The sequence below is a fragment of the Fervidicoccus fontis Kam940 genome, assembly GCF_000258425.1.
GTDB classification, from domain to species: domain Archaea; phylum Thermoproteota; class Thermoprotei_A; order Sulfolobales; family Fervidicoccaceae; genus Fervidicoccus; species Fervidicoccus fontis.
In genome coordinates, this window is sequence record NC_017461.1 from 747,808 (window position 1) to 771,721 (window position 23,914).

Annotated in this window: 25 protein-coding genes; 10 read left to right on the forward strand and 15 right to left on the reverse strand. The window is 33.7% G+C overall.

The genetic code is table 11. The features are described 5' to 3' along the window. Positions 1 to 188 precede the first annotated feature (188 nt). Entirely contained in the window at positions 189 to 1,109 is a 921-nt protein-coding gene (locus FFONT_RS03895; RefSeq protein WP_148683629.1) for a cation diffusion facilitator family transporter, read from the reverse strand. A gap of 109 nt (positions 1,110 to 1,218) precedes the next feature. Beyond that, positions 1,219 to 1,935, reverse strand: coding sequence for a hypothetical protein (locus tag FFONT_RS03900; protein ID WP_014557929.1), 717 nt, complete (start codon positions 1,933 to 1,935; stop codon positions 1,219 to 1,221). A 214-nt stretch (positions 1,936 to 2,149) separates the two neighbouring features. Between FFONT_RS03900 and FFONT_RS03905 the strand changes: the two genes are divergently transcribed. From FFONT_RS03905 to FFONT_RS03935, 7 genes are all read left to right on the forward strand, one after another. Next, positions 2,150 to 2,332 (forward strand): chromatin protein Cren7, encoded by a 183-nt coding sequence (locus FFONT_RS03905; RefSeq protein WP_014557930.1) that lies wholly within the window; start codon positions 2,150 to 2,152, stop codon positions 2,330 to 2,332. A gap of 69 nt (positions 2,333 to 2,401) precedes the next feature. Further along, positions 2,402 to 3,661 (forward strand): metallophosphoesterase family protein, encoded by a 1,260-nt coding sequence (locus FFONT_RS03910; RefSeq protein ID WP_014557931.1) that lies wholly within the window; start codon positions 2,402 to 2,404, stop codon positions 3,659 to 3,661. Between the two features lie 4 nt (positions 3,662 to 3,665). After that, entirely contained in the window at positions 3,666 to 6,458 is a 2,793-nt protein-coding gene (locus FFONT_RS03915) for an AAA family ATPase (protein ID WP_014557932.1), read from the forward strand. Beyond that, complete coding sequence (locus FFONT_RS03920) at positions 6,458 to 7,618, forward strand: DNA double-strand break repair nuclease NurA (protein ID WP_014557933.1); 1,161 nt, start codon at positions 6,458 to 6,460, stop codon at positions 7,616 to 7,618. Before FFONT_RS03915 ends, FFONT_RS03920 begins: the two co-directional genes overlap by 1 nt. Positions 7,619 to 7,652: 34 nt before the next feature. Continuing rightward, positions 7,653 to 9,311: a helicase HerA-like domain-containing protein gene (locus FFONT_RS03925; RefSeq protein ID WP_014557934.1), complete on the forward strand. Its 1,659-nt coding sequence runs from the start codon at positions 7,653 to 7,655 to the stop codon at positions 9,309 to 9,311. A 4-nt stretch (positions 9,312 to 9,315) separates the two neighbouring features. After that, complete coding sequence (locus tag FFONT_RS03930; protein WP_014557935.1) at positions 9,316 to 9,765, forward strand: metal-dependent hydrolase; 450 nt, start codon at positions 9,316 to 9,318, stop codon at positions 9,763 to 9,765. Between the two features lie 181 nt (positions 9,766 to 9,946). Beyond that, positions 9,947 to 10,183 (forward strand): ferredoxin, encoded by a 237-nt coding sequence (locus FFONT_RS03935; protein WP_014557936.1) that lies wholly within the window; start codon positions 9,947 to 9,949, stop codon positions 10,181 to 10,183. 684 nt (positions 10,184 to 10,867) lie between these two features. Here the strand turns inward: FFONT_RS03935 and feoB are convergent. Next, a complete protein-coding gene (gene feoB / locus FFONT_RS03940; RefSeq protein WP_158308308.1) occupies positions 10,868 to 12,997 on the reverse strand; it encodes a ferrous iron transport protein B in 2,130 nt (709 codons plus the stop codon). Between the two features lie 174 nt (positions 12,998 to 13,171). Between feoB and FFONT_RS03945 the strand changes: the two genes are divergently transcribed. Further along, the gene (locus FFONT_RS03945; protein ID WP_158308309.1) at positions 13,172 to 13,876 is read left to right on the forward strand and encodes an HAD family hydrolase; all 705 of its coding nucleotides are present in this window, start codon (positions 13,172 to 13,174) and stop codon (positions 13,874 to 13,876) included. On the opposite strand, the gene mvk is transcribed toward FFONT_RS03945, so the two are convergent. The 4 genes from mvk to FFONT_RS03965 all read right to left on the reverse strand — a co-directional run bounded on the left by mvk (position 13,873) and on the right by FFONT_RS03965 (position 17,000). Next, complete coding sequence (gene mvk, locus FFONT_RS03950) at positions 13,873 to 14,880, reverse strand: mevalonate kinase (protein WP_014557939.1); 1,008 nt, start codon at positions 14,878 to 14,880, stop codon at positions 13,873 to 13,875. The two genes, FFONT_RS03945 and mvk, sit on opposite strands and share 4 nt — an antisense overlap. Positions 14,881 to 14,893: 13 nt before the next feature. Then, positions 14,894 to 16,264, reverse strand: coding sequence for a tripartite tricarboxylate transporter permease (locus FFONT_RS03955; RefSeq protein ID WP_014557940.1), 1,371 nt, complete (start codon positions 16,262 to 16,264; stop codon positions 14,894 to 14,896). A 1-nt stretch (position 16,265) separates the two neighbouring features. Then, positions 16,266 to 16,520 (reverse strand): hypothetical protein, encoded by a 255-nt coding sequence (locus FFONT_RS03960; protein WP_014557941.1) that lies wholly within the window; start codon positions 16,518 to 16,520, stop codon positions 16,266 to 16,268. Between the two features lie 78 nt (positions 16,521 to 16,598). Further along, entirely contained in the window at positions 16,599 to 17,000 is a 402-nt protein-coding gene (locus FFONT_RS03965; protein WP_014557942.1) for a PPC domain-containing DNA-binding protein, read from the reverse strand. A gap of 189 nt (positions 17,001 to 17,189) precedes the next feature. Here FFONT_RS03965 and FFONT_RS03970 point away from each other — a divergent pair, with 189 nt between their 5' ends. After that, positions 17,190 to 17,588, forward strand: a complete 399-nt coding sequence (locus tag FFONT_RS03970; RefSeq protein ID WP_014557943.1) for a DsrE/DsrF/DrsH-like family protein — start codon at positions 17,190 to 17,192, stop codon at positions 17,586 to 17,588. Between the two features lie 397 nt (positions 17,589 to 17,985). Here the strand turns inward: FFONT_RS03970 and FFONT_RS03975 are convergent, their stop codons facing one another. The 8 genes from FFONT_RS03975 to FFONT_RS04010 all read right to left on the reverse strand — a co-directional run bounded on the left by FFONT_RS03975 (position 17,986) and on the right by FFONT_RS04010 (position 23,011). Continuing rightward, positions 17,986 to 19,317 carry a tRNA(Ile)(2)-agmatinylcytidine synthase gene (locus FFONT_RS03975; RefSeq protein WP_014557944.1) on the reverse strand — a complete coding sequence of 444 codons (1,332 nt, stop codon included), beginning with the start codon at positions 19,315 to 19,317 and terminating at the stop codon, positions 17,986 to 17,988. Then, positions 19,314 to 19,565, reverse strand: a complete 252-nt coding sequence (locus FFONT_RS03980) for an Lrp/AsnC family transcriptional regulator (protein ID WP_014557945.1) — start codon at positions 19,563 to 19,565, stop codon at positions 19,314 to 19,316. Before FFONT_RS03980 ends, FFONT_RS03975 begins: the two co-directional genes overlap by 4 nt. Positions 19,566 to 19,820: 255 nt before the next feature. After that, the gene (locus FFONT_RS03985) at positions 19,821 to 20,774 is read right to left on the reverse strand and encodes a beta-ribofuranosylaminobenzene 5'-phosphate synthase family protein (protein ID WP_014557946.1); all 954 of its coding nucleotides are present in this window, start codon (positions 20,772 to 20,774) and stop codon (positions 19,821 to 19,823) included. Between the two features lie 2 nt (positions 20,775 to 20,776). Further along, a complete protein-coding gene (locus FFONT_RS03990; protein WP_158308310.1) occupies positions 20,777 to 21,322 on the reverse strand; it encodes a DUF367 family protein in 546 nt (181 codons plus the stop codon). A gap of 21 nt (positions 21,323 to 21,343) precedes the next feature. Then, entirely contained in the window at positions 21,344 to 21,760 is a 417-nt protein-coding gene (locus tag FFONT_RS03995; protein ID WP_014557948.1) for a hypothetical protein, read from the reverse strand. 129 nt (positions 21,761 to 21,889) lie between these two features. After that, positions 21,890 to 22,528, reverse strand: coding sequence for a phosphoribosyltransferase (locus FFONT_RS04000; RefSeq protein ID WP_014557949.1), 639 nt, complete (start codon positions 22,526 to 22,528; stop codon positions 21,890 to 21,892). A 2-nt stretch (positions 22,529 to 22,530) separates the two neighbouring features. Next, on the reverse strand, positions 22,531 to 22,785 hold the full coding sequence (locus tag FFONT_RS04005; protein WP_158308311.1) for a MoaD/ThiS family protein: 255 nt from the start codon (positions 22,783 to 22,785) through the stop codon (positions 22,531 to 22,533). Positions 22,786 to 22,804: 19 nt separating this feature from the next. Continuing rightward, entirely contained in the window at positions 22,805 to 23,011 is a 207-nt protein-coding gene (locus tag FFONT_RS04010; RefSeq protein ID WP_014557951.1) for a 30S ribosomal protein S17e, read from the reverse strand. Between the two features lie 185 nt (positions 23,012 to 23,196). Between FFONT_RS04010 and FFONT_RS04015 the strand changes: the two genes are divergently transcribed. After that, on the forward strand, positions 23,197 to 23,811 hold the full coding sequence (locus tag FFONT_RS04015; RefSeq protein WP_014557952.1) for a SagB/ThcOx family dehydrogenase: 615 nt from the start codon (positions 23,197 to 23,199) through the stop codon (positions 23,809 to 23,811). The last annotated feature ends 103 nt before the right edge of the window (positions 23,812 to 23,914 follow it).

A 23,914-nucleotide genomic window follows, 5' to 3' on the forward strand; every position in this document is an offset into this window, starting at 1 on the left:
GCGTTATTTATAAATATCTTTTCTTCTATTTAAATCAAAATCATCAATAGCTTTTTTATTATATTTTAAAATATTTTTATCTGGATGATGTGGCTCGAAAGGCATGAGCTTCGGCGATGATAGACCCGCGCAGGTCTGACAGTGTAGTTTCGAAAAATGAAAAATCATGTAATTTAGATCGAAGAAACTCACAAAGGTTCTTCATGAATATGTACTTCTAAAATCTGTGGGATTCTCTTTTTCAGCTCATCTTCAACTTTATCGCTTATTTCATGAGCACGTGATAGCTTCATGTCCTTTTTTAAGCTAATGTTCAACTCTACGTAATAGTAGCTACCGATGCTCCTCACTCTAATATCACTTATTTTCTCAATATCTTTAAATTCTTTTAAAATGCTCTTTATTTCTTCTGAAATATCTTCAAAGTTTTTGTCCATAAGAATATTTGCAATTCCATAAACAGTTTCCCCTCCTTCGTAAATAATCAATGATGAGACAAAAATAGTGAGTATCGAATCCATCTTGGGAATATTGAAGAAATAGTACATGCTTAAGCCTACAACTACTACAGCTGTTACGAGGGCGTCTAGCTTGTGATGAAGAGCATCGGTTTTGCAAAGGTTCGAATTATAATCTTTGCCAAGCTTCTGTGCATAGAGGTAGTTGAAAATCTTTATAAATATCGTTATTACCGTAACAATTAGACTTAGGCCAAGATATGAATATACAATTTCTCTTTCAGTCATCAGTCCCTGAATACCGTCATATAAAAAATAGAAACCAATTATAAAAAGCATTATTCCTATAAGAAATGAGCCTAAGTCAGCTGCTCTACCGTGTCCGAAAGGATGTTCTTTGTCAGGAGGCTTTGATGCTATTTTTGAAAAAATCAAAACTCCAAGCGAAGTCAATGCATCGCTAAGTCCATGCCACGCATCTGTGATCAATGCAATACTGTTCAACAAGATTCCTGCTATTAGCCTTATCACCCATAATGCAACATTTATAATAATTGATACTACAGCTTCTGCTTTTTCAGCTTCTCTTACGTCTTTGAATTTAAACAAAATATTCCAAATTTTCCTGTCATTGTTCGTGTATCTAGTCAATCCTCCTTAAATTTGTATTAATTATGAAATATATTTCAAAAGTTTTTATATTTTTCTAAACTCTCCACGTTCTAAATATCTTATAAATAGAAACATCTTATATTTTTTGTTAAACTGAAAACATGATATCTTTTCTCTTGTACAAAGATATTCCTGCCAAACAAATTATTAAAATTGAAATGCCTTGAAATATCCTTTCATTTTCATCAGAAATTTGCGTGTAATTGATTAAGCTTGGATTACTAAAGCTGGCAATATCCACAAGGAAGTAGTAACTGTTGCAATTTACTTCTTCAACATAGAAACTTTCTGAAAGGAGGATTCCCGTGTATTTATCATATATTATGCTTTTTGAACCTTCACCAAAATTTAGTAAAAATCTATATCCATCTACAAATTCATTATTTGAAATATAAAAAGGTTCTTCATCAATAAAGTTAAACTTCCAACCATTGTATGAACTGCTTCTTTCATAGCTAAATTGGTTTAATAAATAAGGGGGGACATAAAAATGTCCTATGGATGGGGAAATAATCATATCTTCTATAGTATCATTATCGATACACAAATAGCTTTTTAATGTTTCATTTTCAAAGGAAAGCGAAGTTATTGAAATATTGTCTCCAATTTTTTCTAAAGAGATAAAAATTGAAAGTTCAGCAGAATAATTACCAGTATTAAAGCTAGAAGCATTTGGAAATATGTATATATTATATTGTATCGTAGAAGGTATAGCTGAGGGACTGTCTTCACTTTTTGTGCATATATAAAAAGCTAAGTTCAAAAAGAAAATTGTTAATAATATTGCTACTAAAGACTTTTTCATTATTGTTCGCAACCTGACATTTATTTTTTATAAAATAATAAATCATCAGTCATAAAGTTTTTCAGTATTTGTCGCAAATTGGTAAAATTTTTCGATGAAACCTTACTCATTTTTTATGCTTAAAAATGATGCTTACTTTTCAATTGGAAAAGTTAAAATCTACGATTTTTTATTTATTTAATAAATGTAAAAGCTAAAATTTAGAGTGATTATTATGGAAAAAAGACCTGTTAAAGTTAAAGATCGTATCACTGGTAAAGAATATGAATTAGTACCAATAAAAGTGTGGAAGTTATCTCCTAATAAAAAAAGAGGAATAAAGATGGGCTTATTTCAAAATCCGGAGACTAAAATATATTTTAGAGCAAGAGTTCCCGATGACTATCCAGAATATTGAAATCACTTTTAAAATTGTGATTTTCACATAAAATATTTTATGTTTTTATATTATTGAGCGGTGAATTTCATGGTTTTAATAGCACATGCTGCAGATCTTCACTTTGGGCATACTAGAAGAGCAGAAGACATTGAAAGTTCTTTAAGAGAAATGATAGATATACTAAAAAAAGAGCATTTAAAATTTCTCATTATTGCCGGAGATGTTTTCGACCGAGATAGACCTGAAAACATTATATTAAAAAGATTTCATGAAATAATGAAAGATTTTTATGATTCAGGAGGAAGAGTTTTTGCTGTAAGAGGGGATCATGATACCCCCAAGGCATCTAAAAAAGGAAATCCACTTGATACAATTTCCACCTACATCGGCGGCAGTTTTTTAAACTTAGAAATTAACTTAAATGGAAATCCCGCTTACATAATAGAAGAAAGCGGAGAAAAGATATTTTTATATTCGTTTCCATTTGTGCCAAAAGCTGTTAGAAGAAGAGAAGATTATCTCAATATATTTAAGAAAATTGAAAAAAATGCAAAGGAAAATGGCGGAAAAAGTATTTTAATAGGTCACTTTCCAATTTCTGAGCTTTTCCCTTTTGAAGAAGGCTATTCCCTCTCCGAGCTTCCAGATTATATCAATTATTATGCTCTAGGTCACCTTCATTTTAGGATAATAGAGAAAGTAAAGAGAGGAATATTAGCTTACCCTAGTAGTATAGAGATACTTAATGTAAATGAGATAAATGACTGGAAGAAAAATGGCAAGGGATTTTACATAGTGGATTTCTCGGAAGATGTGCCGAACGTTCAAAAAGTGAACTTAAATATAAGACCTATGGAGCTTTTCAGAGGAGAGGATGTAAAGCTATTGATAGAAGAAGTAAAAAGATACCTTAGTGGAAATTTTAGCAAAAGTCCATATATTAAAATAGAGCTGAAGGTAGATAGAGGAAAGAAAAGAGAGGCTAGAATCGCGATTCGTTCAAGTATAAATAAAGAAAAGGTATACGAACTGGAGATAGAAATTAGAGAAAAAGAAGCAAAAGACTTATTTTTAAATAATGAAAGAGTGAGGAAAGAAAGTGAATCTGTTGATATTATAACAAGCAGGTTAGGAGATAAAAATTTAGCTTTATTGCTACTAGAGCTAAAAGAATGTGCTATTGAGAGCAAAGATTTTGAAAAAGAATGCAATGAAATATTAAATTCATTATTTCAAAATCCAACTATAAAGAAGATTTCTGGCTCCCCGTGCATTGAAGGTGTTTCTCAATTTTTGACAAAGCAAGAGGGAGAAAATAAGAACGGTTTACTCAGCTATGTGAGGTAAGATAATGGAGCCTAAGCTTAGCGGACTGATTTTATCTTCTGTTACATTAGAAAACTTTCGTAATTACAGTGAGAGGACTACTTTAAATTTTGGTAAAGGCATTACTGTGCTTGTTGGAGAGAACGGAGCAGGAAAATCAAGTATAGTAGAAGCGATACTTTTTGCGCTAACAGGTGAGCTTCTTAGAGGTACTATAGAGCAGGCTAGAACAAAGGACAGTAAAAAGAAATATTTTGAAGTTGAGCTAGAGCTGAAGGACCGGGATAATACTGTAATAAAAATACTGAGGAGAAGAAAGGAAACAGGAGAGGCTGAGGATGAGCTCAGGATATGCTACTGCTGTGATGAGGAAAAAAGATTTAAATTAATAGCAAGAGGCGCAAATGGAGTAAACGAGAAAATCAGAGAGCTACTACTTTCCGATGAGAACTCAAAAGAAAAGGATTTCTTTAAGAGCATAATAAGACTTTCTATAATAGGACAAGGAGAGCTAATAAATAGGGCAAATGCCCTTCAGTCAAATTCTGCTTCAAAGTTGGACTTTATAGACATCCCGCTTGGTTTATCTTCCTTTGAAAAAGCAAATAAAAAGCTGGGCGAATTTAGCATAAGGCTAGAAAACATTAGTGATCTTATAAGTAGCTTTACATACAAAGTAAATGATAACAGTCTTTCAAATTTATGCGGAAGTAAAAAACTATTGGGGAAAAAGCTCAGTGAGTTAAAAAATGATTATGAAAAGAAAAAAGCTGAGCTGGAGAGTCTTGAGAAAGAAAGAGCTATAGTTGAAAGAGAATTAAAGATGATGGAGGAAAAAGAAAAGGAACTTAATGCTACGATGGAAAATTTACTATCGAAGTCAAAAGAGTTAGAGCAGGCAAGAAGCAAACGTGATGAAAAGGAGGCAAGGTTTAAACTTTTAAAAAACAAATTAGAGGAAAACGAGGCTCGTCTGAAAGAGCTTGAAGAAAAAACCTCCAAGAAAGATGATATAATAAATAAGGTTCAGGCAATCAGATATCTGCTTTTGTATAACGAGGCAAAAAACTGTTTGGAATATATAAAGGAAATATATAATAACTACAAAGATTATTCAGCTTCGTTAAACGATTTGAAGTCAGTACAGGAAAATATAAAACAGTTAGAAAGGGAAGAGAAAGAGCTTGAACGAAATAGAGCTATGCTAGTGAGCAAAAGAGAACAAATAGAGAAAATAAAAGCTGACTTGGAGAAATATGAAAACGAAGCTAAAAAATATTTAAATATGTTAGATTCTAATGAAGCTGATACACTAAAGGGCAAAGATTTAGAAACGAAGATTGTAGAACTGAAAGACCAGTTTAAAGCTAAAATTGAAGACCTGCAAAGAAAGATTAGCTTCATTGAAAGTTCATTAAAAACGTTCAAAGAATATATAAATGAAATAAAAAGAGCTGAAGGGAGATGTCCCTTATGTGGCAGAGAGCTGAATGAGGAACACAAGGTTGAGCTGATACATAAATTTGAAGAAGCTATAAATAACAATATAAATGAAAAAAAGCGACTTGAAAATGAGCTGAAAGATTTAAAGTCAACATACGAAAAAGCATATGAAAGCAAAAATAGCCCTCTTATGAAATATCTCAGCTTTTTGCAACATGAAGCAGATGTCTTAAAAGAAGAAGATATAGAAAAAATTAATAGCGAAATTGAAGAAATTGAGAGAAAAATTTCAGAAAATGAGTCAACTTTAGAAATAATGAAAAAAATAGAAAACGCTTATAGAAATTCTGAAAGTTGCAAGAGGAATCTTATCAGCATAGGCAAGATGCTAGAATTTGAGCAAATCAGTGCAGAAAACATAGAGTTATTAGAAAAAATTGTAAAAGAATATGAAAAGTTAGGAGAAGAATATCTTTCTAAGACAAATGATGGCAATATTGAGATTAGCATTGAAGCATATAACAAGTATAAAAAAATACTTCAAGAAATTAGTAACTCAGAGAGTTTGCTAGATTCAAAGAAAAAGGATATGGAAAACATTAAAAATGAGTTTAATTCCCTTAAGTTGGAAATAGAAGAGCTTGATAAAAAAATCGAGAGCCTAAGAAGTGTGGAAGAAGAACTTAAAAAAGTTAGAAGCGAGATCGATGCAGTTGAAAAAGATATACAGAATAAGCAAAGGGAGAACGGAGAGCTAGTAATAAGTATAGATACGTTGAAAAAAGAGTTAGCTGAATATGAAGAAAAAATAAAGAGCTACGAAAGTGGATTGAGGCAAATAGATGATGCAATATATAAGTTAAATGTGTTGCTTAAAGTTAGAGAGCTATATGATAAGGAAAATATACCAAAGTGGCTCAGGAATGAAGCGATTGCCATTTTAAGCAACGAAATGTCCAATACTTTAAGTAAGCTCGATTTAACGTATACAGAAGTTGATATAGATGAAAACCTGAATATAGAGCTAATTGATAAAAACAGCGCAAGAAGTGTTCTTCTTTCTCAGGCGAGCGGCGGAGAGAGTGTTGCTGTTGCTATAGCTTTTGTTCTAGCAATGCAAAAAGTCATTCAGAAGATGATAGCTGGAGAAGAAGTATTCGACTTTCTTATTTTAGATGAGCCTACAACACATTTAGATGATGAAAGGGTGAGAGACCTTGTTGAAGTCTTTAGGACTTTAGGTGAAAGAGGAGAGGGAGTTCCTCAGCTTATAATAGTAACCCATGACGAACAACTAAAGGAAGCAGGTGATGCAATATATGAAGTCAAAAAAATACCTGGAAAAGGATCCTTTGTTAGTGAGGTGTTAGAGTAATGGCATTTCATGAGGATTTATTTGAAGCAGCTATACGTAAGAGAGATTTAATTATCAGCAAATTGAAGAAATTTATAGACATGTATGATAAAGATATCATTAAGCAATTCAACGAAGTTCAGGACTTTTCAAATACCAAGCGAGAAGACTTATACAGACCAACAAAAATCGCAGGAATTGACGGAGGCTCGCTTCCAAAATCTTTTCTCGGCTTTGATCTTTATTTTATCAAAACATACGCTATAAGGCTTCATCTTAATGAGGAAAAGAACGAATATGTTAGAGGGTCTACATATAAAATTGCCGACATTGATATGTTAATACCTCCAGGAAGCTTGCAAGATAGGATTACAGTTTATAGGCAGGTAACGGAGCTTAGAGCAATACTAGATTCTCTTAAAAATAATTACTTTACTCTTGAAGATGGGAGTGCAGAATCTCTAATTTCAAGGCCAACTCATATAAGACCTAGAATTCTTAACGGCTTGAGCGAATATAGTTGCGAAGACATAGGTAAAATTGTCAATAAAAGCTTTAATGATGAATTTACAAGCATGGGAATTAAATCCTTAATAGAAGAAATATATGAAAAGGAAAAGAAAAGCGATTTAAATGAATTAGCTTTTAAATTGGAGCTCGGCGAAAAGTTTTACTATATTTCTGAAATTTTAAAGGAAATAACAAAAGGCAAAGAGTTATTTTTTGTTACTAAAACAGGAAGAAGTAATGACTTTTTCAACTCCAGTCTTTCAGATCAATATATTATTTCTATGAAAACGAAGGTCGCGGGATTCATAACCAGAAGTCCTTTGCCGTTAAGCAAGGTAGTTGAAGAATCGAAGACCTCTTTCTGCGGAGTAAGCGATTTGATGGATGAAGTATATTTGCTTACAGGATATGCAAGACTTGAGAACTTCGGCCCGGTGCTAAAGGTTGAGTTGCTATTGCCGAAATTTAAAGCTGAATCTATAAGTGATCCGAATAAGTTTTATTATGAAAAGCTACTGCAGATAAGCAGTATATCGGTAAGCGGTTATCCTTATGTTCTGTCGCTTGCGCATCAAGAAGCTCATATATATTTAAATACTGTCGAAGTCATAGTTGATGCTTTGGGGTTGGGCGAAGAGCCTACCGGTAGGGAAGAGATTGAAATTTTATGATTTTCATTCAATTGAATAAAAAGAGTGGTAAGATATGAGTAAAGAAGAAATCGAAATAGATATAGAAAGTCAGGAAATCCTCGGATATGTGATTGGAGAAAGCACTCCATTTAGGATCACCTTTCTCTCAAATTCCCCACCAAGAGTAGGTGAGTATGTTTTTATAAAGCATGATGAAGATTATCTGCTTGGAATGGTGGACAGGTCTTACGCGGGGAATCCATACGTACCTGAAGATATAACAAATATAAATGTTTTCAAAAATTACATGGAAGCTATATCTGTTAGAGAATATTCGAGAGGTTCGGTTAAGATAATTACCAAACTTAAACCGTTGCTTGAAAGGGGGATCTCTGAAGCCCCAAAAACCCCCCCAAAATCTTCATATCCAGTTTATAGAGCATCGGATAAAATCCTGACAAAGATCTTTTCTCCTAATGTTGATAATTGCTATGATGATTATTGCTATGATCCTTATAGGAAAATAGGATACGTAAGAATTGGCGTTCTTTCTAACCATCCAAATGTCCCTGTTTTTGTAAAAGTTGATCCTATAGTATCTAGACACCTTGCAATTTTGGCTGTTACGGGCGCGGGAAAATCAAATAGCGTTAGTATACTCACTGAGAGAATTACTTGTGGACTAAATGGGACTGTGCTAATATTTGATATCCATGGAGAATACGCATCATCTGATATATGTAAAGACAAACAGAATATTGTCCCTCCGAAAATCAACCCATTTTCATTATCTATATTTGAGCTTTTCAGGTTAGCTAGAATAAGGGACGATGCTATAAAACAACAGAGCATTCTGAGAAGGGTATATAAGTACATAAAAGATAATTATAAACCAAGCGATCCTAATACAATAGAATATAAAAGAGAGTTTTTGAACAAGATCCTTGAGGTTTTAAAAAGCGAATTAGAAAAGAAGCTAAAAAAGAAAAATAATACAACAGCGGACAAAGGAATCTTAGGTGGGTTTAAGGATGATGAAATATTAAATGTTATAAACAAGTTAGAAGACTTAGAATCAAACTATTCGGCTGTATTAACACCAGATGCTCCGGAAGAGGTAAAAATTGCAATCAAACCGAATGAGCTAAACATTGTGGATCTTTCTGGAGTAGATGAAAACGGAAGCGATGTTATTGTGTCTTATTATACAAGAAGGCTTTTGGAAGAAAGGAAAAAATATGTTACTACTAGGAGAGAAGGTTATCCCTCGCCGATACTTATAATAGTTGAAGAAGCGCATATTTTAGTTCCCAAAGATGAGGAGACGCTAACTAAAGATATTATAGGAAAGATAGCTAGAGAGGGGAGAAAGTTCGGCGTAGGAATATGTTTGGTTAGCCAAAGGCCTAAAAATATAGATGAGAACTCATTAAGCCAAACCAATAACAGAATCATTTTGAAGATTATTGAGCCAAATGATCTTCAGTATATTCAAAGAGCTACCGAACAAATGAGTAGTGAGCTTTTAGAGTTGCTTCCAGGTTTAAGAACCGGAGAAGCTGTATTGCTAGGAGAGTTTACTAAGATCCCTGCTTTAGTTAAGATAGATGAACATTCTGGGAAAAAGATAGGGAAAGATCTGGAGATTTCATCCCAATGGATCTCCTCAGGAAAGGATAAAAGAGAAGAGTTCGAAAGAATTAAAGATGAGCTTGAAATGATAAAAGGTTAATGCTATGCAAAAAAAGACTCATCTTCTTTTTGGAACAGGTCTATCGCTATATATCATTTCCCTTTTTGGTCAAATTTCCCAAATTTCAATATTGTTCATTGTGATTTTTTCAATATTCCCCGACCTAGACTTAAAAAATAATCATAGAAAATTATTCCACAATATATTTGCACTCTTACTGATTCCTGCTATAGCAGTAGTTTTAAGCTACAATTATCTGATTGATTACCAGCTAACATCAGAATCGGAAATACTTATATACCTTTCAGCAGTAATTTCATATGGGCTTCATTTAATTCTTGATATGCTTACAAAAATGGGAGTATATCTATTTTGGCCTCTATCAAATAAAAGTATTGGTTTAAAGTTAGTTCGTACAGATAATAACTTATTAAATGCTGTGCTCTCAATTATAGGTATGCTCCTTATAATAAAAGTCTTCATTCCCCTATAGGTTTTTTATAAACATAACAGTTTACTAATTGTGAAAAAATATCGCAATATTCTTAAGTAGAGTTGATAAAACTACAGAAATAATTTCTGGAAATTTATTGGATAGTCAAAAGAAAAATTAATATTTATTGATAATATTATTTTATAACGTTAAACATCTAAATAATAGTAGGTGTTATAGAATGGCAAAAGTAAAAGTAACAATTGATAGAAACACATGCATTGGTTGTGGAGTATGTGCAAACCTTTGTCCTGACGTATTTGAGCTTAATCCTAACGACGGCAAGAGTTCAATTGTTGAAAAGTTTAGAGTTGGAGGAGATTTAGGAGCAGGAGAAGTAGATGAAAGCTTAGAAGAATGTGCTAATTCTGCCGCAGGGAGCTGTCCTGTTTCTGCAATTAAGGTAGAAAAAGCTTAAATTTTATAAATACACTTTCTTTTTTTAAATATCAAAATTAAAGGCTTTCTTTAAAATTAGGGAAGAAATCTTCTTATACTTTAAATATTTCTTCGACATTCTCACTGTACTGCATAGATGATCATTATGCATAAATAGAAATTAAAATCTTTAAAAATATTCATATTTCATCTTCCTCTTAAAATTCGAGGCTTTAGATTGCAATGCCTCGACAAGCTGTTTTGAGTTTCATAAAAGTTTATATTTTGATGTTAATGTTTTTTTGCTATTTATAAATCTCTCCGCATTTGAATTCTAGAGTTGAGCTGCTCTGTGAAGGGAAAAGAGCCCTTCCAGAGAACAGCGGTGAGAAGATTGTAGAATTTCTTTAGATGCTTCGCGATAAAATCTATAGAGCCCTCAGATGCTTTAGGATATTGTTGCATGCATAAACATGTTCTCCAAATACCTTGCTCTCGAAAGCCTTTAAGCCATATGCAGAACCAAGAAGGGATGCATCAACTAATATGAACTTATATGAGATCTGAATCCCTCCTGCAATTTAGGGTAATTAGGAGGTCAGATTCCTAACTCTTATAAGAAATTTGATTTTCTTAAAAATGAAGAAATTAATAAGCAAAGTAAATTAAAATGCTATTTTATTTTAAAACTTTGTCAGCTTTCTCACAATTTTATCATTATTATTCACACAAAAAGAGAGAGCAACTTATATGATATGAACGATACTACGATAGCAACATTTATCATATAGCCAGTTACTGCAACGACCCCTTTTATAGACTTGGTTTCTGAATATAAAACAGAAAGCGTAGCAATACAGGGAACATAAAGTGTAGCTGCAAGAAGTACTGCATATGCTTGAGGTGCAGAATATCCTAAGGCACTTATAGCTTCATTTACACTCACATTTCCTCCACTGAGCAAGACTGACGTTTCTAAAAATCCTTCTTTTGCCACAATGCCTGTTTCAAAAAGAAAAGCGGTTTTCCATGCAGTAACGTCATTCATTCCATACATTTTGCCAATTGGAGATAGGAAGCTTCCAATATATGATGCAATGCTGTCTTCTATTGATGGAGCATAATTTCCGCTCGGCGAAAAGTTTAGAAGAAACCAAACAACTATAGAAAGTGCAAATATAATAGTACCTGCTTTTTTAAGAAAATGCTTGCTGTTGTCCCAAACATGCCACCAAATGACTTTTACTATAGGTTTATGTATCGGAGGGACTTCCGCTATCATTTCAGATGGTTCTTTGCTTTTTAAAATAAACCTTCTAATCAATAGCGCAGATAAAAGGGCTATAAGTATGGAAATTGCGTATATAGAGACCATCACAGAAGCTCCTAAAATAGGAGATGTGAAAAATACCGATACAAATGCCATTATGATAACTAGTCTCGCTTGACATGGCACAAAAGGGACGGAATAAATTAGTGAAAGGCGCTCATTTTTATCTTCTAAGCTTCTAGTTGAAAGCACACCAGGAACATTACAACCCAAAGATAAAGTAAGCGGGAATAAAGACCTTCCGGTAAGTCCAAAGATTTTAAAAAACCTATCGAAAGATAATGCGATCCTGATACCTAATCCAGAATCTTCTAAAACGCCTAATAACGCATAGGTAGTCATTATTAGTGGCAAGAAGCTTAACACAGCACCAACGCCCGGTATTATTCCATCACAAATCAATGAGGCAATCCAATTAGGCACGTATAAAGATAAAAACGGAAAGAGAGTTGCAGAGAGCCTATTAAAACCTTCAGATATTATACCGCTTAAACTATAGTTCTCTAAAAGCTCGCCAACCTTTTCAAGTCCTACGTATTTGAATATTACATTTAAAGGAAAACCTATGTTGATTGTAAATGCTATAGCAAAAATCGTAAAGTAAATCAAAATTGAAAACAAAAATCCCAATACTGGAACAAAGAATATTCTTTCGATCATAGAAGGTTTCTTTTCTACAGCTTTTTGTGCAACGTTCTCTTTTACAATTTTTTCAACAAAATCATACCTTCTAGATATTACTACTTCTCTAGGAGTTCTGTTGTAGTTTTCTATATATTTCTTAATAAGCTCTTCAGCCTTTTTCTTTATTTCATCACTACCTAAAGCATTAAGAACATATTTTTCTACAAGCTCGTCTTGCTCTAAAAGCTTAATAGCTATCCATCTTAACCTCCATTTAAGCTTTGATTTAAATGGAATAAGAGCATTTTCCAGCTCTTTAATAAATGGCTCTAGTGACAGGTAATTTATGTTTAAACTTCCTTCTTTTTTGCTTTTATTTATCGATAAAATCTCTTTAAGCAACTCGTCTATACCTGACTTTGTCAAAGAGGATATTGGAATTAATGGAACTCCCAATTCTCTCTGAATTCCATCATATCTTATATGTATTCCCTTGCTATGGGTAATGTCACTTTTCGTAAATGCAAGGATTGCGTTAGAGTAAAGTTCAAGAACCTGCGCTGCAAAATAAAGCGATTTTATTAAATCTAAGGAATCTACGAGTATTAGTATCGCATCCCATTTACCATTTAATATATTTTCAAGCGTTATGCTCTCTTCAGGTGAAAAAGAAGAAAGGTTATAAGTGCCAGGCAAGTCTGAAAAGCATAAGACATTACCATTATATCTTACTCTTCCTTCTTTTTTCTCTACAGTTGTCCCAGGCCAATTTGCTACTGACACGCTCTCTCCTGTAACTGTATTGAAGAATGTCGACTTGCCTACGTTTGGGCTTCCTGCTACTAAAATTTTAAAGTTGCAGAATTCTTTGCTGTTTTCCTCTTTGGCATTGAAAGGCATCATATCTCACTCTTACTCACTCTCATTAAGGTATTTACGGATAAAGATAAAAAATATTGAATATATATATAGAACTTCATAATTATAAACAAAGTAGCTAATAAGCACATTAGTAGTTTTAATTTATTGCAGTTATTTTAATGAATATATATCGAATATAATATGGTGATACCCTTGATTAAAGCTTTAACTTTTGATGTATGGGATACAATACTCAATGAAGATAAATTTTATCAATTGCTATCAATAAATATAGGTAAAAAGCTGGGGAAAAGTGGTGAGGAAGTTTTTAAGAATATAATGAGCATTGATAGAGATGCAATTAAGATCAGACTCGAGGGTGGGTTTAAGAATATAATCTACGATACTGCCGAATATTTTTCAAACAGACTTGGACTAAAAAACCAAGAGGATTTATTTAACAGTGTAATTGAGATTATCGAAAGCGAAGAGATATGCTCTCTTGCTTTTGAAGACTCTATAAGTTCTATACATGAAATTAAAAAAATGGGAATGAAAATTGGATTGGTTGGAAATGTTTTATTTTGGCCTGGTATGATAACAAGGCTTATTTTGAAGCGCAATGGATTGCTTGATTACTTCGATGCTACAATATTTCAGGATGAGGTCGGTTACCAAAAGCCAAGTAAAGAAATATTCCAAATTGCTAGCAAAAGGCTTAATGTAAGTCTGAACGAGCTTGGCCATATCGGGGATTCGCTGGAAAACGACTTTGTCGGAGCAATATCTTCAGGAATGTACGGGTTCTTGATTAAGAGAGATCTGAACGCTAACTATATTGAGCTTGGTAAAAAAGCATATGCGATCAGATCTTTGTCATTCCTTTCAGAAATAATTAAAAAAATAAATAAGGCTTAAATTTCCACGCTTTCTATTTTTACTCCATCGGTTCCTAATTTAGTCCTGAAAGTTAGAGTTCCATGAAGCTTCATAGCTGTTTCAATAACATCTTGATTCTCAGGCGTTAATGCAATTACACATCCTCCCCCACCAGCTCCAGTAAGCTTAGATCCATACGCTCCAGCATCTCTAGCCACATAAACTAGCTCATTTAACCTTCGTGTTGATACTCCTAAAGCATCTAACAATGAATGATTTAGGTTCATGAAGCTTCCAAGCTCATGAAGATTGTTATTGAGAAGTGCGCTTTCCGCTTTTTCTACAGTATTTCCTATAAGCTCCATGATTTTCATATATATTTCTGGATAGCTTTCTATCTTTTTTCTTACCATTGCTACCATGTCTTTTGTTCTGCTTTCCCTTTCTACATAGCCTATAAGGAGAGGAATCTCTTCTTTGACTTCAATGGGGGTCCTTTCAACGGTTTTATCGATGTATTTAATTTTCAAAAATCCTCCAATAGCAGTAATGGATGTATCCATAGGAGAGGCTATTCCTTGGACTTCTTTTTCTACCTGCCATCCTAAGTTCGCTATTTCTTCTTTTTTAAGCTCATATTCATTTACATATGCATAAGCTGCTATTGTGCTCACCGCAACTGCAGCCGATGTTCCAAGCCCTGCACCGACAGGCATCTCTGATCTTATTTCAATATTAACTCCAGCTTTGGTTCCAATATATTTTGAAGTGACTTCTATGGCTTTGTTTATATATGCTATTGCTGGAAGTATGAGTCCATAATCAGTTTCAAGTACAACCTCATTGCCTATATAAGAAATTACAATACCTGGAACCCTTAGGTCTCTAGCATTAATCTTTATTACATCATCATTTCTTTTTTCTGCAATAGCATAAATTCTCTTGTCTATAGATACTACTAATGCGGGATAGCCGTACACAACAGCATGTTCGCCAAAGAGAGTTACTTTTCCAGGTGCAGATGCAATTACCTTTTTATTCATATAAACCACCTTTTCATATCGCCGCAAGAAGAGCTACAATAATTGATGCTCCAACTAGCGTCATAAATAAAACACCAAGAGAAACACCAAGCTTGTTAAGTGCCCCAGAAATAACACTTACAAGCAACATTCCAAAAATTCCTGGAATTCCTGCGTCATAATATGCTAATAATACTGCTATAGCGACAAATAGTCCGTAAAGGGACTCTGCGGAAATCCTATTAAAAACGAATAACGTTAGCCTTCTTGAATACTTCACTATAAGGGGGTAAGAGATTGCAAGGCTAATAATGACTGAATAGATCGCTATTAGTACAATGAAGGAATAAGAATAATGAGTAAGAATGTAGTGAAATGGTTTATCGTTTATTGTTGGTATCATCTGGAAAAATGGTGCAGCTGGTCCTGCGCTCATTGGACCTGTAGCCGCTCCTATTACTAAGAGAGGTATAAGAGTCCCACCTATATACGTTCCTAGCTTAATTCCTTCTCTAACAGTATAGGCAAGGACTGAGCCTTGAAGCCTATTCCTTTTAGTCTCCCTCAGTGTATCTCCAATTAATATTGTAAGCCCGACAGGGGACATGACAGTTGCTAGAATAGAGCTTATGGGCGACCATATAAAAATATGAAGAATTTCTTCTTTGGTTAAGTTTTTAAAGGGATTAATGCTTATTTTTCCTACCTTTGAAAGCTTCACAATTTTTTTGCCTTTCTTTTCCATGCTCTTTCTTAGTTCACCATTAAGAGAGGTGAATATTTCGTAAATTATAGGACCAATTGTAATCCCAAGAAATAAGCTAATGCTGACGGGCTTTCCATAAACTCCTCTTATACCCTGAACAAGAATTGCAAATGCTGGTATTGCAAATAGACCAAGCAACTTGTTTTTAGAAGTAACCGCTAAAAAGATAACGCCACCCAATATTAGCCAGAACCATCTTGCCACCTTGACGCTCATAATTAGATCTGTTGTATTTAACCAAGCCCCCAGCGGCATTAACACATAAGAGACCACTAAAACGAATATAGTAACAGTTATGGCTGCAACTAGAGCGGCTGAATTCCCCTTTCTTAGTAAAGTATCTGCTAGGCCATGCTCTTTCGCAACTAAGGCATCTGGAACTTGTGGAACCGCCATCACTCCTCCTGGGATCCCAGCTAAGGCCACAGGTATAGCGTCTGCAATCTTGAATGCAACTATAGAAGCCATAAACCACGCTAATACCACAATCGGATCAAGACCTGCAAGCAAAAGAGCTAAAGCTACTGGCGCCATTGTAGCTGTTTCATCTGTTCCTGGCAAAATTCCTATAAAAATGTAAATTATTGAAGAAATAGCAGCTAATACGGTAGAGTAAATGATTATGGATGCAACATCCATGTTAATTCTCCTCGATAATTACTCTTTTAACTTTTGTAATTGGTATAGAAATCAAAAAGCCTATAGATGCACCTATTGCTCCTAAAGTTATCTTCAACGCGTTAATGAGAGAGGGGTTAGATCTCATCGCAATATAAGGTGCAAAGTAATAAAGTAAAAATGCAAAAGCTATTGAAATAAGAGATGCAATCGTCAGCTCTTTTAATGATACGTACTCTCCGTACAATTCTATATATGTTTCGGCATCCTCGTCCAACAAATATTCCCTCCAATTACCAAAAATCTTAAGACAATTTCTGAAAAAAACTTTATAAATTTGTCGAATTTTAAAAAATTATTGAGAATCTCTATGCTTAAATGCGGTTTTAACTTGAATACCTGTTTCTACTAAAAATAACTCAACGTATGGGGAAACTTTGGCGGAAATTAGATGCCCTCCTGCAACCTTTTCATGCCCAGTAGCAAAAGTTGCATGCGCATGAAAAGCAATATTGCCATCGCTTTTCACAAAATAGTTACCTGTAATTGAAAGTAATTCTATGGTGCTGTCTCCATTTCTAGTGAATTTAGAAACTTCATACTGGTTCGTTTTTCTATTTAAAACGCCTATTTCAACTTCTTCCAAGCCGCCAATACCTACTAAATATCCTCCTTTTAAACCATTTACTTGTATAAAGGAAATAACAAAGTCAGGCAACTTTGATCCTTCTGGGATTTTTAAAGGTATAACTTGCATTATTTACACCTTAATTATAATTTTTATTTTCTAATTATTTGAACTTATTGTTATTATACAAATTTTTAAAATAATTTTAAAAAAATTAAATTTTTTTAAAAAAAATGTAAAAAAAGTAAAAAATTATCTTTATTAATAAAAAAATTTATTTTTTATATTAAAAATGAGAGGGTGAGAATCTTGACTAAAATGGCTGTAGCGGTATTTTCTGGAAGTATAGATAGATTAACTGGATTGGCAATGCTAGTTAGCGGAGCAGTAGCAATGGGATATGAAGTTGAGCTGTTTCTCCAACTATGGGGAGTATATGCATTTAAGAAGGACGTTGTAAAGAAAAACATGAACTTTAGCGAATTCCAGGACAAGGCTCCAGAAGTGGCAAAAAGATTGCAAGAGCTAAATGTCCCTTCATGGTTCGATATAATTAAAGAAGCAAAGGAAAATGGAAGTGTCAAAATTTATGCGTGTTCAGCAGCAGCTAGCATATGGAACGTTAAAAAGGAAGATCTTGAACTAGTAGACGATATAATTGGCGCTGCAACTTGGATAGAAAAAATGTCTAAAGCGGATATAACTTTATTTATTTAATAATTTTTCCTTTTTTTTAACCTTTTCCCAATCTTAAAGAGAAAAGGGTCTTTCAGGGAACTAGTAGGTTCTCTGCATTTATTCACGAATATTTTTTACTCTGCAGAGAAATGAGATGATCAGAGATCCTTCTGAAATTTTAAAATCCTTCTTGTAAGAAATTTTTATGTGTTTATCTGGGTTTATGTGAGCTATCTGCCCTGAAGGGTATGAGGGTTAGGTTTTCAATTAGAGCTTCACGCCCGCAACTTCATCTAGGGGTTCAGAAGTCTCACCGCTCCCCTTTTCGCAGGTAAATATTCCACGATTTTAATCACGAACCAAATTACTTAAAACCTTTGCCCATTCATTTTCTCGATACAATGTGAGGTTTCTTGAGCGTCCATCTTTATAAATTCTAAAATGAGCATGTTCTATTCCCTATATCATCATTAGCCTTAGGAAGAACTATACTTTCTAGAGAAGCCGGTTTCACCAAGTGTCTTATCCTGCCACTTCTAGGAGTGTATGGGCCAAATAAAATGTCCCTTTTTTCGATAATTTTTATCTTTTCCAACTTTTCTGAAGTTTTGAATCCACAATTATCGCATTTATATCCCTTTCCTTTTCCAGCACTTTTAAGCCTTTTTCCGCACTTAGGACACAGAGGATTAAGCTCCTTTACGGTCGGGGATAGAAAGTATACCCATAGTTTTTCGGCTTCAAATATAATACCTTCATCCTTTTTCTCAACGGCTCCTCCCAATATTCCTATGTTATCACCTTCCTTTAACCTAGAAGCTATCTCATTCATCGGATTAGTTTCAGAGTAAAAAATTACATCGATAGTTCCGCTTCCATCAGAAACTTCAATTAATACATGTCCTCCTTTCTTTACCTCCGGCTTTTTAGTTACAGTACCATATATGTAAGCAGCTTGATATACTCTTAGATCGTTTATTCTTCTGAAAACTTTATGTGCATCAGTATGCTGGTTTGTCTTAAAAATGCACCATTCCCAAATTTTTTCTTCTATCTTCAGTTTATAGAATGCATCAACCATATCTTTAGGCTCATATCCTCTTATGCCTATAAGCACGGGATCTGGACCCTTCGGTGAAGCAACTAAAAGTTTTCTTTTCTCGTCAAAATTGTTAAAAAGAGTTTTATACGAAAGTAAAACTTTTCCTGCAGTTAAATTATCTATCTTTCTCTCTCCGGTTTCTCCTGGCATTCTATATGCTAAAAGTTCGAAAGTTGAGTCATCTCCGCTGTACATATATCCTAATGCAGAAACCGCTCCTATAATGCTCTTTTCTCCTTCAAATACCAAGCCAAACTTGTCTGCAAATCTTATTCCCTCTATTATAGGAACGTAATCTGAAAGTGCTTTTTTATAAATGTTATACGCTTCTTTTTTGACGATATCTACCGGATCTTCAGAAATTAGTATTGTCCCCTTTCCATTTCTTTCGTTTGTGCTAGAATATTTCTCTGAGTATCTTCTATGCAACGACAAAATTTTTTCTACAGATGATCCGCTACTGACATCAACAAGAAATGAAACAGACGCGTTTCCTCTAGTTTTTAGAGGGATGTTAGGATTAAGCCTAACCAAATAAGGTCCTTTAACTAATTTTGCTCCATTTATCTCCTTTAAAATTTTTTTAATTAAAAAAATTGTGTAATGGGTTGTACACCCAGAAAAGTTAGTATCGTAACCATCAAGTGTTATTGCTAAATGCTTCACTTCCTCTTTAGCTCCTTCCCCTCAACAACTATCATTGTAAGGGTAGATCTTACTTTAGGCAGTTTTCTTATATGTGAAGCGATTATTTCTTTAAGTTTATCCATAGTATCTGCTTCAACCTTCGCGATTACGTCATAAACTCCATATACTACGTAAGCTTCTGTTACTTCATTTATTTTTGTTATATCATTGAATACTTCTTCTTCACTTCCAATTTCTGCATTAATTAGTACAATTGCAGATGGCATTTAATTTTCCACCTATATATTATTTCTATGTCATCATATTTAAATAATATGCTTTTATTCAATTTTAACTAATAGTTAAAATTAAATACAAAAAGAAAGACGGCCTTAAAATTAGAATATACTTTAGCGATATTAAATCTGAAATAATAAAGTCAATAATACAATAATCAAGCAGATAGCTTGATATAATGTCGATCCTATGAATCGTGAATTCCTAAAATGGTTGTTTTTCCATTAAAGATTTCTTGTGTTTCTTCAAAGTTTCTCTCTGATCTTATATCCGTGATTTCTTATTCCAGAAAAATAAACATCTGCATCTATATCTTTTTTATAAATTTCTTTCTCTATCTTTTTTCTGATTTCTTCTTCTTTTTCAACTTCGTAAAAACCATATGCGGCAGGTCCCCAGCTGCTTTGACCTATACCTACTGTGCCTGAATGCCTTAAAACTTCGACTGCCTTTTCTGTCTCTTCAGAAGAAAATTCTCCGCCTTGATATTTACTGAAATACTCGCCCATGTGTTTCTGTATGTCTTCAATCCCTTTTCCAAAAAGCCCAATATTTTTAGAAATCAAGCCTCTTATTGTTTTTTCCCAAAGAGATAGCCTTAGTTTTCTTCCAAGTTCTTTTTCTTCATTCGGACTCAGCATAAATTTTTCATCTTCTTCCTTCAAACCTATTTTTTTTCTAGGTACTATTATTACTACTTTCCATCCATAAGGAAATGATATCCTTGTAATGAGTTGTGGGAGGTCTTTAACTTTTGACGGAGGTTCCAGTTTATTCTCTTTACTGAACCTACCACTGTCTACCAAAAATCCCCCATAAATAAAGCCATATATGCCTATTCCAGATATCGTCCCTCTGCCGGCTAGAACTGCTATTTTCTTCAAGTTTATTTTTTTACTGCATATCACAGATAAACCTTTAGCTATAGAAAGGGATAGCTGAGTCGTAGACCCTAGACCTTTTTGACTTGGAGGAGATGTCACAATGCTATATGACACATTCCCTTCTCCACATATATTCAGGTGATAACGGAATATTTTAGCTTCTTCTTTCTTGTATTCATCGCTTTTTTTCTCCTCAATTTTTACGATTGTCTTTGGCTCTTCAATATAAACACCTAAGCTTCCATAAAACCAATTCCCTTCTTTAATGTTGTAAAAACCTAAATGCAATCTGCTACCAGCTTCAACATATATCAAAGCTACCTACCTTGTATGTCTTTTATGAACTCTTCTTCTATTTCCAACACATCTTTTTCGTTACTTGCTTTCACATAATCAATTATCAACTTACTGTTTAAAGAGAAAAAGTTTTCTCCCCATTTAAAATACGAGAGTATTTCCTTTGCCCTCTCTATGCAACCCAAAATTATCAAAGCGGCTGCCAGAGCTTCCGCACTACTTAGTTTATACGCAATGCCATAATTTATAGGATTAGAAGCGATAAATATAGGCAATCTTCTTCTTACACCAAACTTAAATGGAAAAACTTCTCCTCCTTTTTCAAGAATTTTATTCCATGACCTATCAACGACTAATATTCCGTTTAAATTATACGAAATATCGTCCTTTGAAATAACTTTTTGAGAGAAAGGATCTAAGACAATAAATTTCCCTCTCAGCTTTCTAGGATCTCCCACTCTAGTCGCAACCTTCAGCTTGTACAACTTCACAGCTGTGCTGGCCTTATAGTAATCTTCACTAATTCTGTAAACATAAATTTTTAAATTGCTACAATAGTTTTGCAATAGCAATACACCATTAAATTTCTAAACAGACATATCTCTATCCCATTTATCTATAGAAGTTAATGCTATTAGAGAAACCAACTTTTTTTCTATATCCTCACTTTTTCCCTCGAACCTTTTCCCGAATATGTACATAAAAGAATCTAGAGGGCAAAATTTACACTTAAGATTAACTCCAATAGGTTTTTTTGTAACAATGAGGTAGATTTTTTCTTCATTACCAATATCTTTAAGGAGAGACTCAACATCTTTAGCTTGTTTCCTCATAGTCAATCTTCTTATAACCTCGAACTGAAAATTTCTCAGTGAAACTCCTTTGCTTTTAGCATTTAATGCCTCTTCCATAGCCTTAGCTGCATGAATACACGAAAAGATAAGCTTGGATGGAATCTCTATCTGCTCCACAACATATTGAAGATCAGCTTTTTCATCGCTCATGTGAAAGAAAAAAACTTCCTTTCCTACAATAATCTTAATATTCGCACAGATCTCTTTGACACAATTAGAATTCGTAGCTAGACCACCTGGAGTAACTCAAAAACTTGCCTTGTTCTTAATTTTTGTACTTTAATGTATAGTTTCAGGATTGAAAAATGAACGTTCTGATATTATAAGCGTTATTATTCTCTTGACCTCTTCATAACTTAGCCCGAGCTTATCAGAAAATTCCTTTGAAATCTTTTCTACGTCTATTGTTGCTCTGCTTATAATTTTATATTCTGCTTGAACTAACGCCTCAATGGTCTCCCTCTTTTCCCAAGGAAAAACTATCCACTTATCTGTTTCCCCATAGTAGTAATCAGGAATAATTACGCTCCAAGGCTTTACATAAAGAGAAACTGTCTTTAAATTTTTCGGACCATAAAAATTTATAGCACTCAAAGCGGTCTGCAAGCTTTTTCCCGAATCTGCGACATCATCAACGAGAAGCACATTCTTGTTTCTAATATCTAAAACCAGCGGTTGCGTTATAACAGGTCTTTCCATTTTTTCCTCTATTCCTTTATAGAACTTTATTTCTATAGCTCCAATATCCTTTATTCCTAAAAAGTCTGCAAATATCCTTGCTGGAATCCAACCACCTCTTAAAATTCCAACAACAACATTTGGATTAAAATTGCTTTCTATAATTTTTTCCGAGATCGCAGCTACAGCATTTTCTATATCTTCCCATTTTAAAGTAAGGAACTTATTATCAGCGCTCATACTCATCCACCGTGGCTTACAGGTATTATTGTAACCTTATCACTATCTTTCACTACCGGATCGTCTCCAAAAACTCTGTAATCGGCGCCATTAAGCAAAAAAATGTAATTTCCACTTGGCTTACCTTCCAAATCTAATATATCTGGAAGCTTGGGTATCAAAAATTTAAGAGCTTCGCTCAATTTTTCAGCTTTTACATTTATTTTTTCACTACCGACTTTTTCAATTAAATTAGCTATAAGTGTTATTTCTACCAATTTTTCTCCCAATATTTTTTTATTGCAATTCTCCTCTTTGCTTTGTTACTTTTACTAAATGAGTTATGTAACCTGCAATTTTGTTGCTTACTCTTTTGCTATTTACATCGACAAGCTTTCTTATCAATTGCTTATTTTCTTCAAAATCTTCTGTAAATAAATCTGGATGAGCTGTAATTAGTTTCCTAGCCGTTCTCTTAACCATTGCTGTTCTTACCTTTCCCATTTTAAACATCACCAATTATTCACTTTTATTTAAAGCTCATGATATGAATTGATTTAAAAATAAGTTTATAAATCTGACATTAAACTGAGGATGTTTAGATAACATATAAAAGCCTTTAATATTTTTTAATAAAGTGATGATACGTAATGAAAATCAAGCTTCTTCTTCCACGTAAGATTACTAATATGAGTTTAGAAGAAGCGATTTTAAATCGCAGTAGTAAAAGGAGTTTTAAGAAAGACCCCCTAAAATTTGAGCATTTATCTATTATTCTTTGGTCAGCCCAAGGTTTAGTAGAAAGTAAGAAACAGGGGTTGGCAAAAAGAGTGGCACCAAGCGCAGGTGCAACATATCCATTCGAGGTTTTTGTAGCTATAGGAGAAAACAGCATATGTGAAGGGCCTCAAATAATTAGCGGTATATACAAATATATTTCTGAAGAGCACTCTATTAAGCTCAAATTGGAAGGCGATAAAAGAGACGATCTGGCCAGAGCAGCCTATTCACAGAACTCTATAGTACAAGCACCAATATCTATTATATTAGTAGCAAAATATGAAATAACAACACAAGTATATGGAGATAGAGGTATAAGGTACGTTCACTTTGAAGCGGGTCATATAGGTCAAAATATTTATTTGATGGCAACAGCACTAGGATTAGGTACTGTAGCAATAGGAGCATTTGATGATGATGCGGTTTCTGAAGTTTTACATTTAGAGAAGGAGGAAAAACCTCTGTATATATTTCCTATTGGATTTCCAAAATCAATCTCTAAAAGAAGTTTTGATTTGTTTTAAATTCATAAATGATAATAGAACCAGCTAGATATTTGAAGTTTAGATTATCTATATTTTAGCTTTTCAACCAAGGTTTCAACTAGGCTTCGAATTTCAAGAAACT

Excerpts from the sequence above, each read along its gene's own strand:
- FFONT_RS03900 (WP_014557929.1), bottom strand. The coding sequence starts at position 1,935 with ATGAAAAAGTCTTTAGTAGCAATATTATTAACAATTTTCTTTTTGAAC.
- FFONT_RS03905 (WP_014557930.1), top strand. The coding sequence starts at position 2,150 with ATGGAAAAAAGACCTGTTAAAGTTAAAGATCGTATCACTGGTAAAGAA.
- FFONT_RS03910 (WP_014557931.1), top strand. The coding sequence starts at position 2,402 with ATGGTTTTAATAGCACATGCTGCAGATCTTCACTTTGGGCATACTAGA.
- FFONT_RS03915 (WP_014557932.1), top strand. The coding sequence starts at position 3,666 with ATGGAGCCTAAGCTTAGCGGACTGATTTTATCTTCTGTTACATTAGAA.
- FFONT_RS03920 (WP_014557933.1), top strand. The coding sequence starts at position 6,458 with ATGGCATTTCATGAGGATTTATTTGAAGCAGCTATACGTAAGAGAGAT.
- FFONT_RS03925 (WP_014557934.1), top strand. The coding sequence starts at position 7,653 with ATGAGTAAAGAAGAAATCGAAATAGATATAGAAAGTCAGGAAATCCTC.
- FFONT_RS03930 (WP_014557935.1), top strand. The coding sequence starts at position 9,316 with ATGCAAAAAAAGACTCATCTTCTTTTTGGAACAGGTCTATCGCTATAT.
- FFONT_RS03935 (WP_014557936.1), top strand. The coding sequence starts at position 9,947 with ATGGCAAAAGTAAAAGTAACAATTGATAGAAACACATGCATTGGTTGT.
- feoB (WP_158308308.1), bottom strand. The coding sequence starts at position 12,997 with ATGCCTTTCAATGCCAAAGAGGAAAACAGCAAAGAATTCTGCAACTTT.
- mvk (WP_014557939.1), bottom strand. The coding sequence starts at position 14,880 with ATGAATAAAAAGGTAATTGCATCTGCACCTGGAAAAGTAACTCTCTTT.
- FFONT_RS03955 (WP_014557940.1), bottom strand. The coding sequence starts at position 16,264 with ATGGATGTTGCATCCATAATCATTTACTCTACCGTATTAGCTGCTATT.
- FFONT_RS03965 (WP_014557942.1), bottom strand. The coding sequence starts at position 17,000 with ATGCAAGTTATACCTTTAAAAATCCCAGAAGGATCAAAGTTGCCTGAC.
- FFONT_RS03970 (WP_014557943.1), top strand. The coding sequence starts at position 17,190 with ATGGCTGTAGCGGTATTTTCTGGAAGTATAGATAGATTAACTGGATTG.
- FFONT_RS03980 (WP_014557945.1), bottom strand. The coding sequence starts at position 19,565 with ATGCCATCTGCAATTGTACTAATTAATGCAGAAATTGGAAGTGAAGAA.
- FFONT_RS03995 (WP_014557948.1), bottom strand. The coding sequence starts at position 21,760 with ATGAGCGATGAAAAAGCTGATCTTCAATATGTTGTGGAGCAGATAGAG.
- FFONT_RS04000 (WP_014557949.1), bottom strand. The coding sequence starts at position 22,528 with ATGAGCGCTGATAATAAGTTCCTTACTTTAAAATGGGAAGATATAGAA.
- FFONT_RS04010 (WP_014557951.1), bottom strand. The coding sequence starts at position 23,011 with ATGGGAAAGGTAAGAACAGCAATGGTTAAGAGAACGGCTAGGAAACTA.
- FFONT_RS04015 (WP_014557952.1), top strand. The coding sequence starts at position 23,197 with ATGAGTTTAGAAGAAGCGATTTTAAATCGCAGTAGTAAAAGGAGTTTT.